We start from the raw sequence: 10,574 nt of genomic DNA on the forward strand, positions 1-10,574 counted from the left end.
CCGGGCGGAGGAGCCCGGTGGGGCCGCGGCGTTTCCGTGGGCCGGGGGAGGGCCGTGCGGAACTCGGGTCCACCTCCTGATGCCCGGTGGACGCCAGATTCACACCCCGAGCGGGGCCGTGGGTTCCGTTCCCGCCCTGGCACAGACCGACGCGGCCGTCGCGGCCGCGTACTCCAGCATCTCCTTCGTCCGCCCGCCGGACAGCTCGGTCCGCCACCCGGCCTCCGCCCCGAGCCAGGTCAGCATCCCCGCCATGAACGCGTCTCCCGCGCCGATCGTGTTCACCACCCGCACCGCCAGGGCGGGGACCGAGACCGCCGGGGCGTCCTGGACGTACGCGGTGGCGCCCCGCGAACCCCGGGTCATCACCACCAGCCGCCCCTGTCCGGCGAGCTTCCGGCAGCTCGCCTCCGGCTCCGCGTCCGGCCACAGCCGCACCAGATCCTCGTCGCTCGCCTTCACGACCTGCGCGAGCGCGCACAGCTCGCGCAGCCGCTCCAGGCTCCGTACGGGATCCAGGGTGCGGTCCTCGCGCACATTGGGATCCACCGCGAGCAGCCCGCCGTGGGCCGCCGCCCGCGCGGTGGCGGCCACGACATCCGCCGCCGGCTCGACGACCGCGGCGAGCCCGCCCACGTACACCGCGCCGAAGCGCGGTACCTCGGCCGTGCGGTCGGGCAGCTCGAAGGTCGCCGTGTCCCCGAGGTGGAAGCGGTACGTGTTCCCGTGGTCACCCGGGTCGGCGACCGCGAGCGCCGTGGGCAGCGCCGGCCGGGCGCTCAGCGAGAGATCGACGCCCGCACCGGTCAGCCACGCCTCGATGCTCCCGGCGAAGGCGTCGTCGCCGAGCCCGCCGACGAAGGACGGCCGCCCGCCGAGGCGGGCCAGGCCCACCGCGACGTTCGCGGGCGCGCCGCCCGGCTGGGCCACCCGGGCCCCGGCGTCACCACCGGCCGGCACCAGATCCACCAGCGCCTCGCCGAGCACGAGGACGGAGCCGGACGAGCCGGGCCCCCGGCCGGAGCCGGGGCCCGAGGGCGAGGTGCCCGTCACGGCTCCACCACGATCTTGCGGCCGATCCCCGCCTGAAAGCGCTCGATCGCCTGCGGATACTGCTCCAGCGGCAGCCGGTCGCTGATGAACACCGACGCGTCCAACACCCCGCTCGCGAAGAGCGCGGCGGCCCGCTCGTAACTGTGCAGGACCGCCATCGAACCGGTGATGGTGATCTCCTGGTTGTAGATCCGGTACGGCTCGATCACCGCGGTCGTGGCGTAGTCCGAGACGCCGAACTGGAGGAACGTGCCGCCCTTGGCGACCCTCCCCAGTCCGTCCTGGATCGCGGCGGCGTTGCCCGTGGCGTCGATGACGACGTCCCAGCCGCCCGGACGGTCCAACTCCTCGGCGCGGGCGGCCGCTCCCGTACAGCCCAGGGTCGTCGCGGTCGCCAGCCGCTGGGCGTTGACGTCCAGCATGTCCACCGACGCGGCGCCGGTGCGCTTGGCCAGCTCCAGCATCATCAGCCCCATGGTCCCCGACCCGTAGATCAGCACCTGGGCCCCGAGATTGCCGTTGAGGACGTCGTAGCCGCGTACCGCGCAGGACAGCGGCTCGATCAGCGCCGCGTCCCGGACGTCGATGTGCTCCGGCAGGGTGACGCAGTTGGCGACGGGCGCCACCGCGAACTCGGCCGCACCCCCGGGCACGGTGACGCCGATCGCCGCCCAGTTGTCGCAGAGGTTGCCCCGGCCCGAACGGCAGTAGCGGCACTCGTGACAGTGCAGCGAGGGGTCCACGGCCACCTTGTCGCCGACGGACAGCTCGGTGACGTCCGCACCGAGGCCGACGACCTCCCCGGCGAACTCATGACCCGGCACGATCGGCAGGGTCGGCGCGAACTCGCCCTGGAGGATGTGGAGATCGGTCCCGCACAGCCCGCACGACGCCACCTTGACGACCACGTCACGCGGGCCGGGCGTGGGGTCCGGGACGGTGGTCACGGAGACCTTGCCCGGGGCTTCGACGATGGCTGCCCTCATTTGACTGCTCCCAGCGAGAGGCCCTGGACGAGTTTGTCCTGGGCGGCGTAGCCGGCGACGAGCACCGGCAGGGACACGACCACGGACGCCGCGCACAGCTGGGCGAGGAAAAGACCCTGGCTGGTGACGAAGGTGGTCAGATGGACGGGGGCGGTCCCGGCGACCACGCCGGTCAGCACCCGTGCGAACAACAGCTCGTTCCAGCTGAAGATGAAGCAGATCAGGGCGGTCGCGGCGATCCCGGGACCGGCGACCGGGGCGACGACCCGGCGCAGCACCGTCGGCAGCCGGGCCCCGTCGACCTGCGCCGCCTCGATGATCGAGACGGGCACGTCCGCGAGGAAGGACTGCATCATCCACACCGCGATCGGCAGGTTCATCGAGGTGTAGAGGAGGACCAGCAGCCAGATGTTGTCCAGCAGTCCGGTGTTCTTCGCGAACAGGTACACCGGCAGCAGCCCGGCGACGACGGGCAGCATCTTGGTGGACAGGAAGAAGAACATCACGTCCGTCCACTTGCGCACCCGCCGGATCGACAGCGCGTACGCGGCCGGCAGGGCGAGCAGCAGCACCAGCACGGTCGAGAAGAACGACGCCGCCAGCGAGTTGACCAGCGGCGGCCACGGCGTCGGGCCGCCCCCGCCGCCGAAGAAGTTGCGGTAGCCCTCCAGCGTCAGCGAGGCGGCAAGAGACGGCGGGTTGGTCGCAGCGTCGGCCTCCGCGTGGAAGGACGTCAGCACCATCCACAGGGCGGGCAGACAGAATCCGATGCCGACGACCCAGGCGGCCACGCCCAGAGCGGCCGAACGCCGACGGGCCCTGCGCGTCTGGGCGTTGGCGGATACGGATGCGGAAGTCGCGGTCGAGGCGCTCATGCGCGGCTCGCCTCCTCACGGAAGAGGGACGAGACCACCCGGAGCGCGAAGGTGGCGATGATGATCGTGCCGATCACCACGACCACGCCAGCCGCCGACGCCAGCCCGTACTCATGGGCCCGGTAGAAGGTCTCGTAGACGGTGTACGGGAGGTTGGCGGTGCCCAGACCGCCGGAGGTGATCGTGAACACCGCGTCGAAGTTCTGCACGATGTACACCGACCCGAGCAGGATGCCGAGTTCGAGGTAGCGGCGCAGATGCGGCAGGGTCAGATAGCGGAATATCTGCCAGGGCCCGGCCCCGTCCAGCCGTGCGGCCTCCATGATCTCGGCGGGCCGGCTCTGCAGTCCGGCCAGCAGGATCAGCATCATGAACGGCGTCCACTGCCACACGAGCGACGCCTCGATGGCGATCAGCGGCATCTCGGACGTCCACTCCGGCTGGGCGATCGACTCGATGCCGAACAGCTCGCCGAACCAGGTGAGCGCCCCGTTGAACAGCCCGTACTCGGGGTTGTAGAGCGCGTGCTTCCACAGCAGCGCGGCGGAGACCGGCACCAGCAGGAACGGGGTGATCAGCAGGGTGCGCACGAACCCCCGGCCGAAGAAGGTGCGGTCCAGCAGCAGCGCGAAGACGAGCCCCAGCACGACGCTGACGATCACGACGGACGCGGTCAGGACGACGGTCGTCACGACCGATTCGCGCAACGCCTCGTCGGTGAAGACGGACGCGTAGTTGGACAGGCCGGTGAAGTGGCGCTTCTCCGGCTTGAGGGAGTTCCAGTCGAAGAGCGAGATCACCAGCGTTGCCACGAAGGGCAGTTGGGTGACGGTGATGAGGAAGATCAGCGCCGGCAGGAGGGGTGCGCGGGTCGCCCAGGCGCGCCGTCGGCCGCTGCTGCCCGGCTTCTTCGCCGGGGCCGGCGGTGACGTGGTCTCTCTGGTTGCGGTGACGGTCATCGGTACTCCTCCGCGACCTTCTCGGCCAGCTTCTGGGAGGCGGCGAGCGCGGCGTCCACCGACTGGCGGCCCGCGATGGCGGCGCTGATCTCCTGCGCCACCCGGGTGCCCAGATCGGTGAACTCCGGTACGCCGACGAACTGGATGCCCGCCGTCGGGCGGGGCTGGGTGCCCGGGTTCTTCGGGTCGGCCTCGGAGATCGCCCGCTCGGTGACATCGGCGAAGGCGCCCGCCTCCGCCCGGTAGTCGGGGTTGGCGTAGGTCGAAGCCCGTTTGCCCGCCGGGACGTTGGACCAGCCGCTGGTGGCGCCGACGAGCTCCTCGTACTCCTTGCCGGAGGCCCAGGACACGAACTTCCAGGCGTCGTCGGACTTCTTGGACGCCTTCTGCAGACCCCAGGCCCAGGTGTAGAGCCAGCCCGAGCTGTCGGTCCGCTCCACGGGGGCGGGGACGTAACCGATCTTCCCCTTCACCGGGGAGCCCTTCGCCTCCAGGGAACCGGCGCCCGCCGTGGCGTCGTACCACATGGCGGTCTTGCCCTGCGTCATGTTGTTCAGGCACTCGGCGTACCCGGACTGCGGCGCGCCGAGCTCCCCGTGCTTGCGCACGAGATCGACGTAGAACGTGGTCGCCTTCTTGAACTCCGGTGCGGTCAGGCGCGGTTGCCAGTCCTCGGTGAACCAGGTGCCCCCCATCGTGTTGACGACCGTGGTCAGCGGGGCGATGACCTCGCCCCAGCCCGGCAGCCCGCGCAGGCAGATGCCCTTCATCCCGCGCTCCGCACCGTCCGTCTGCTCGGCGAGCTTGGCGACCTGCTCCCAGGTCGGCTTCTCGGGCATGGTGAGGCCCTGCTTCTCGAAGACGTCCTTGCGGTACATCAGGAAGGACGACTCCCCGTAGAAGGGCTGGGCGTAGAGCTTGCCGTCCTCGGCGGTCAGCGACTCCCGCAGCGGTTCGAGGATGTCCTCCTGGTCGAAGGCGGTGTCGGCCTTCGCGTAGTCGTCGAGTGGGTGCAGCCAGCCGTTCTTCGCGAAGAACGGCAGCTCGAAGTTGCTGATGGTGGCGACGTCGTACTGACCGGCCTGGTTGGAGAAGTCCTGGCTGATCTTGTCGCGTACGTCGTTCTCCGGCAGCACCGTGAAGTGGACCTTGATGCCGGTCTCCTTCGTGAAGTGCTTCGCGGTCAGCTTCTGCAGTTCGACCATCTGCGGGTTGTTCACCATCAGCACGTTCAGCGCGTCGCCGCCCCCGAAGGAGGTCCCGCCCGCTCCGGCGCAGCCGGTGGCGAGCAGGGCCAGTGCGGCGGTCGCGGCGCAGGTCCGGCCCCGCAGACGTGGTCGGCGGCGGCGTCCTGGATGCGGCATGGGGGCTCCTGATCAGTCGTAGCGGCTCGGTGATCGGGTGGGTGCGGGCATGGCGGGCCACGCCCCGGCGGGTGGGGGAGTGGAGCGGTGGTACGCGCGCCCTGCGGGCGGGGGGCACGGACGATGGGGACGGTCAGACGCGGATGACCTGGGGGCCGAGCAGGGAGTAGCGCTGTGCCTCGGCCGAGGGGAGTCCGGCGTCGGTGACGATCGCCTCGAAGTCACCGACCCCGGCGAACCGGCAGAAGCTCACCGCACCGAACTTGCTGTGGATCCCGGCGAAGATCCTGCGCCGGGAGCTGCGCAGCGCCTGGGCCTTGACCTCGGCGACGGCGGGATCCGGGGTGGTGAGGCCGTACTCGCGGGAGATGCCGTTGGCCCCGAGGTACGCGAGGTCGATGACGAAGTCCGCGAGCATCCGGGAGGCCCAGTGGTCGACGGTGGCCATCGTCGAGCCGCGTACCCGGCCGCCCAGCAGCAGCACCGAGGTCTTCTCGACCGCGGCGAGGGAGGTGGCGACGGCCAGGGACGCGGTGACCACGGTCAGCGGCCGGTCCTGGGGAAGCGCCTCGGCGACGAGCTGCGGGGTGAAGCCCTCGTCGACGAAGACCGTCTCGGCGTCACCGAGGAGATCGGCCGCGGCTGCCGCGATGCGCGACTTCTGCGGAACGTTTCGGGTGGTGCGGACGGCGAGCGTCGTCTCGAACCCGGCCGACTCCACCGGGTAGGCGCCGCCGTGGGTCCGGCGGACGAGCCCGTGCTCCTCCAGGACATGCAGATCGCGGCGGACGGTCTCCTTGGCCACCTTGAACAGATCCGCGAGGGCGTTCACCCCGACCGATCCCTCCCGCCGGGCCGTGTCCAGAATTCCCCGACGGCGTTCCTCGGTGTCCACGGCGCACTTCCCTGGTCGCTGCTGCGCCCGTTTCGGGCGGAGCCCGCTTGTCCGTTCGGGCTCATGTGTCGTTTGTACAAGCAGTCCAGGGGCCACGACCAGCCGCTTCACCGAATCCCCTCGGCCCGTTCGTGCCCGCTTTCCGGAGATGATGGCGCTGGTCAGGCCCGGACGGCCGCCGTGCCAGCCGTCCGGGCCGCCCGCTTTCCCGTGTCCAGTGCCCGAATGGTGCCCGAAGTGCGGAACCTCCGGCGTCCGCAGGGCCCAAGAACGAGGGCACGCGACGACCGGGGCGGCGCGGCCCGGGGCCGGACCACTCGGGTCACCCGGGCGGCTCGGCTCCCTCGGGCCGTGTCAGGAGAGAACGGGCCTGCCCTCGCCCTCGCCGCGGTGGCGGGTCACCGCGCCCCTCCGGGGCGCCTCCGGATAGAACCGCCCGGCCCAGCGCCGGAACGGGCCGATCGGTCCGTCGCCGGAAGCCAGCCGGGGCGGCTGCTGGTACTGCTTGTGGTGCCAGATCGGGAAGTCGGCGGCGGTGAACTCGCAACTGGACCGGAAGATCGGGCGGTCCAGGAGCCGGGCCGTGGTTCGGCTGACGATCCGGGCGAGCCCGGGCGGCAGCCGCCCCGGCTCGTCGAAGGCGATGCGGTTGAGCTGCCGGAACTGCATCCGGTTGGGCCCGATGGCCGTCGGCATCACCATCGTGCACATCCGCAGCCCGAAGCGGGGCGTGTGGACGTCGGCGTGCAGGCAGCCGAGCCCATAGCCGTCCACCTTCACGTCGACGGTGAAGTCGCCCACGAGCGGCGCCGACTCGTGGGCCCGCATGGCGACATGGAACGTCGCGTCGTCGTACGTCACAGGACCGTCGATCTCGGCCTTCGCCCAGCCGTGCAGGGTGGCGAAGTGCCCGAGATCGACCGAATTCTCGATGACTTCCTGGACGTTGCCGGCCAGCTCCCAGGCGGCCGTGCGCGCGGGCCTCTGCCCGATCTGGTGCCACTGCGGTACGGACCAGTCCGGATCCCGTCCGTCGTGGTGCCGCCAGACGAAGACGCCTCCGTTCACCTCCTGGACGGGCAGCTGCGCCAGCGGGGACCGCGGGGGAGGCGTGCCGTACCCCGTGCGGACACAGGTGCCGTCGGGGGCGAACGCGAAGAAGTGGAAGGGGCACGTGAGATCCTCCCCCTCGACCTTGGCCAGGCCGAGATGGGCCCCCAGGTGCGGGCAGTACGGCCGGACGGCGCGGAGCACTCCCGTGCCGGTGCGGTACAGGACGACGTCGCGCCCCGCGAGCGGTCGCGTCAGCACGGTGCCCGGCCGCAGCTCGTGCGAGAAGGCCAGGGCGGACCAGCCGCTCGGATAGGGCAGTGCGGGCGCTCCTGCCGCATCGGCCGGCGTCGGACCCTCGCTGATCGTGTGCCCGTACTCACGTGCCACTCCCACGACTCCCCCTCCACGGTCGGTCGCACGGAGGCTGCCCAGAACCGCCCCGGGGGCCTCCTGGCACGCCGCACATCACCCGAACGGCACGGTGCGTGCGGCGTGTTGACGGGAGGGGGGCGGGGCGCGGGGCGCCACCCGGAGCGCGCCCGCTTCCCGTCAGAGTTCGGAGCCGAATGCCTCGGCCAGCCGACGCCATTCGGCGCGCGGCAGGCCGGCGCCGCCCTCGTCGGCGGTGAGGACCTGCAACGCGACATGGTCCGCGCCCGCGTCGAGGTACTGCCGCGTCCGGCGCGTCACCTGCTCCACGTCGCCCAGCGCGAAGAGGGCGTCGAGGAGACGGACGCTCCCGCCGCCCTCGAAGTCGCCTTCCGTGAACCCGAGGCGCAGCAGATTGTCGGTGTAGTTCGGCAGCCGCAGATACATCTCCAGCATCGCCCGCGCGGTGGTGCGGGCCCGGTCGAGGTCGGTGTCCAGCACCACGCTCAGCTCCGGGGCGAGCAGCGCGTCGGGGCCGAGCGCCGCACGTGCCTCCGCGGTGTGCTCGGTGGTGACGAGGTAGGGGTGCGCCCCCAGGGACCGGCCGGCTGCGAGCTTCAGCATCTTCGGCCCGAGAGCCGCCAGGACCCGATGCCCGGCGCCCACGGACGGCTCGGCGGCGTCGAGCGCGTCGAGGTAGGCCACCATCGCGCTGTAGGGCTTCGCGTACTGCGGCACCATCGGTCCGTGGCTGACGCCCAGGCCGAGGACGAAGCGGCGCGCGTCCGGACCGATCGCCGAGACCGCGGCAGCCACCTCCTCCGCCGTGTGGTTCCAGATGCTCAGGATGCCGGTGGCCACGGTGGCCGAACGGGTGGCGGCCACGACGGCGGCGGCGTCCCGGGGCGTGGGACTGCCACCGATCCAGACGGTGCCGTACCCCAGTTCGTCGAGCTCGGCGAGCGCTTCCGCGATCGCCTTCCCGCCCGCGTCGTCCACGCGCGACGCGTGCAGGGCGCTGCTCCAGATCCCCACGCGTCCGAAGATCCTGCCCGTTCCCGAAATCTCAGAAGTCATGGTGTGATCAACAACGGCCCGGCCCGACTATTCCCGGGCGGACGGTGATTCACCCGTCCGGATGTGCGGGGCCTTTGGGCGCGGCGCGTCCAGCGCTGCGTCAGTCCTCGGGGACGTCCTTCATGAACACGACCCCGTCGATACGGGCCAGCTGCGCGGGGTCGAGCGGCGCGTAGCCGAAGTACGGGGACGTGCGCCGCACGGGTTTCGTCGCGGCGAGGGCGGCGGCCAGCTCGGAGGCGTCCACCACGCAGGGCCCGGTCGGGAGCGCGTACAGGGCTCCTTCGAGGGTGTCCGGCGACGGGATGTCGACCCCTTGGTGCCGCAGCGTGCCGAACGCGGTGGCCAGGAAGCCGTACGCTTCGCCCAGGCGGGTGTTCACGATCGAGCCCGCGCTCCACCACTCCAGCCGCCGGCCGCCCATCCGCATCGAGCTGATGTCCCGCTGGAGATGGCTGTTGTGGGCATGGACCAGAACCGGCGCCCGCTCCGCGAGCGCGAGGAGACGGTCGGCCATCATCTGATCCCGCAGGCCCGTCAGCCGTGCCAGCCGGCTCGGCGAGGCGTCGGCCATCCAGTGGTGGTACCGCAGCAGCCCCGAGGCGGCCCGTGCGTGGAGCAGCGCCCGGTCGACGGCGTCCCGCGAGGTCACCGCGCTCAGGTGCGGCGTCCAGGCGTGGAGCAGCGCCCCCAGGTCGTCCGCGAGCAGCCGCAGCTCCCCGGCCTCGGCCGACCGCCCGAAGGACGCGGACGGGTCCAGCATCGCCGCGGGGTCGGTCCACCGGTCGTCGGGGCCGAGCAGGCGATCGAGCGTCTCGGCGGTGCAGGGGAGCAGGCCCGGGTCCACGTGGTCCGCGAGACAGCGGTGCAGTGCGGTGAGGGTCTCGCGGGGGCTCGCGGCGTACGCCATCTCCAGCGGGCCGTCGAAGCCGGCGAACCGGACCCGGTCGGACGCGGGCCGGCCGACGTTGAACGCGCGCATCCAGCGCACCAGTTCACGACTGGCCGGGGACGCGCCGAGGCCGTGGCTGAACCCCCGCTCCAGTACGTCGGCGAGGTGGCCCGCGCCCGTCGTCACGTAGTCGTCCACCAGCAGGGCCGCCACACAGTCGCTCTCGACGGCGACGGTCCGGTAACCCTGTTCCTCGACGAGCTGCCGGAAGAGGGCGTTGCGCAGGCGGAGGGGTGCGTCCACCCCGTGGGTGGGTTCGCCCAGGGTCAGTACCCGGGGCGGGGAGGCGAACAGCCTCATGACGGAGGCCGCCTCGACGGCATGTGCGATGTCCTTGATGTCGTTGGGCATGGCTTCAACCGTATCGTTGAACCCTCGGTTGAAGCTTTCCCGCGATAGCCTCGGGCCCATGAGGCAAAACCCTCAAACGACAGGACGGCTGCGGCCCGTCGACCTGGCCCGTCGGCACGGCTTGTCGACCCAGGCGGTGAGGAACTACGAAGCGGCGGGGATCCTCCCGGCCGCCGGACGCACCCCCCACGGCTACCGCACCTACACACCACTGCACGCACACGCCCTGGAGGCGTTCCTCGCGCTCGTCCCCGGCCACGGGCACGGGACGGCGACGTCGATCATGCGGGCGGTGAACCACGACGAGCCGGAGGAGGCGTTCCGCCTCGTCGACGAGAGCCACGCCCAGCTCCTGGAGGACCGGCGGACCCTGCACGCCGTCGAGCGGGCCGTCCGCGACCTGGGGCCCGGCGTGGTGCCCGCCCCCGACGACGCGTCGAGCCCCGGGGCGATGTTCGTCGGGCCGCTGGCGGGGAAGCTGGGGATCCGACCCGCCACGCTGCGGAAATGGGAACGCGCCGGGCTCGTGACGCCGCGCCGCGACCCGCGGACCGGATACCGGGTGTACGAGGCGACCGACGTACGGGACGCCGCACTGGCCCACCAGCTCAGGCGGGGCGGCTACCGGCTGGAACAGATC

The 10,574-nt window shown here is 71.7% G+C and carries 10 protein-coding genes; 1 reads left to right on the forward strand and 9 read right to left on the reverse strand.

The window, feature by feature from the left end; translation table 11 throughout:
* Window positions 1-99 precede the first annotated feature (99 nt).
* The 9 genes from ACFWM7_RS29140 to ACFWM7_RS29180 form a co-directional block, all read right to left on the reverse strand.
* Complete coding sequence (locus ACFWM7_RS29140) at window positions 100-1,053, reverse strand: PfkB family carbohydrate kinase (protein ID WP_383266053.1); 954 nt, start codon at window positions 1,051-1,053, stop codon at window positions 100-102.
* A complete protein-coding gene (locus ACFWM7_RS29145) occupies window positions 1,050-2,039 on the reverse strand; it encodes a zinc-dependent alcohol dehydrogenase family protein (protein ID WP_383266056.1) in 990 nt (329 codons plus the stop codon). The genes ACFWM7_RS29140 and ACFWM7_RS29145 overlap by 4 nt, the downstream gene beginning before the upstream one ends.
* Entirely contained in the window at window positions 2,036-2,914 is an 879-nt protein-coding gene (locus ACFWM7_RS29150; RefSeq protein ID WP_383266059.1) for a carbohydrate ABC transporter permease, read from the reverse strand. The genes ACFWM7_RS29145 and ACFWM7_RS29150 overlap by 4 nt, the downstream gene beginning before the upstream one ends.
* Window positions 2,911-3,873, reverse strand: a complete 963-nt coding sequence (locus ACFWM7_RS29155; protein ID WP_383266063.1) for a carbohydrate ABC transporter permease — start codon at window positions 3,871-3,873, stop codon at window positions 2,911-2,913. The genes ACFWM7_RS29150 and ACFWM7_RS29155 overlap by 4 nt, the downstream gene beginning before the upstream one ends.
* Window positions 3,870-5,237: an ABC transporter substrate-binding protein gene (locus ACFWM7_RS29160; RefSeq protein WP_383266066.1), complete on the reverse strand. Its 1,368-nt coding sequence runs from the start codon at window positions 5,235-5,237 to the stop codon at window positions 3,870-3,872. Before ACFWM7_RS29160 ends, ACFWM7_RS29155 begins: the two co-directional genes overlap by 4 nt.
* Window positions 5,238-5,370: 133 nt before the next feature.
* Window positions 5,371-6,132 carry a DeoR/GlpR family DNA-binding transcription regulator gene (locus ACFWM7_RS29165; protein ID WP_383266069.1) on the reverse strand — a complete coding sequence of 254 codons (762 nt, stop codon included), beginning with the start codon at window positions 6,130-6,132 and terminating at the stop codon, window positions 5,371-5,373.
* A 354-nt stretch (window positions 6,133-6,486) separates the two neighbouring features.
* Window positions 6,487-7,578 carry a Rieske 2Fe-2S domain-containing protein gene (locus ACFWM7_RS29170; protein WP_383266072.1) on the reverse strand — a complete coding sequence of 364 codons (1,092 nt, stop codon included), beginning with the start codon at window positions 7,576-7,578 and terminating at the stop codon, window positions 6,487-6,489.
* 156 nt (window positions 7,579-7,734) lie between these two features.
* On the reverse strand, window positions 7,735-8,631 hold the full coding sequence (locus ACFWM7_RS29175; RefSeq protein WP_383266075.1) for an LLM class F420-dependent oxidoreductase: 897 nt from the start codon (window positions 8,629-8,631) through the stop codon (window positions 7,735-7,737).
* A 100-nt stretch (window positions 8,632-8,731) separates the two neighbouring features.
* On the reverse strand, window positions 8,732-9,934 hold the full coding sequence (locus ACFWM7_RS29180; RefSeq protein ID WP_383266079.1) for an erythromycin esterase family protein: 1,203 nt from the start codon (window positions 9,932-9,934) through the stop codon (window positions 8,732-8,734).
* A 58-nt stretch (window positions 9,935-9,992) separates the two neighbouring features.
* Between ACFWM7_RS29180 and ACFWM7_RS29185 the strand changes: the two genes are divergently transcribed.
* On the forward strand, window positions 9,993-10,574 hold a 582-nt coding region (locus ACFWM7_RS29185; protein WP_383266082.1), incomplete at its 3' end, for a MerR family transcriptional regulator.

This window comes from Streptomyces sp. NPDC058375, assembly GCF_042723425.1.
Classification (GTDB): domain Bacteria; phylum Actinomycetota; class Actinomycetes; order Streptomycetales; family Streptomycetaceae; genus Streptomyces; species Streptomyces durocortorensis.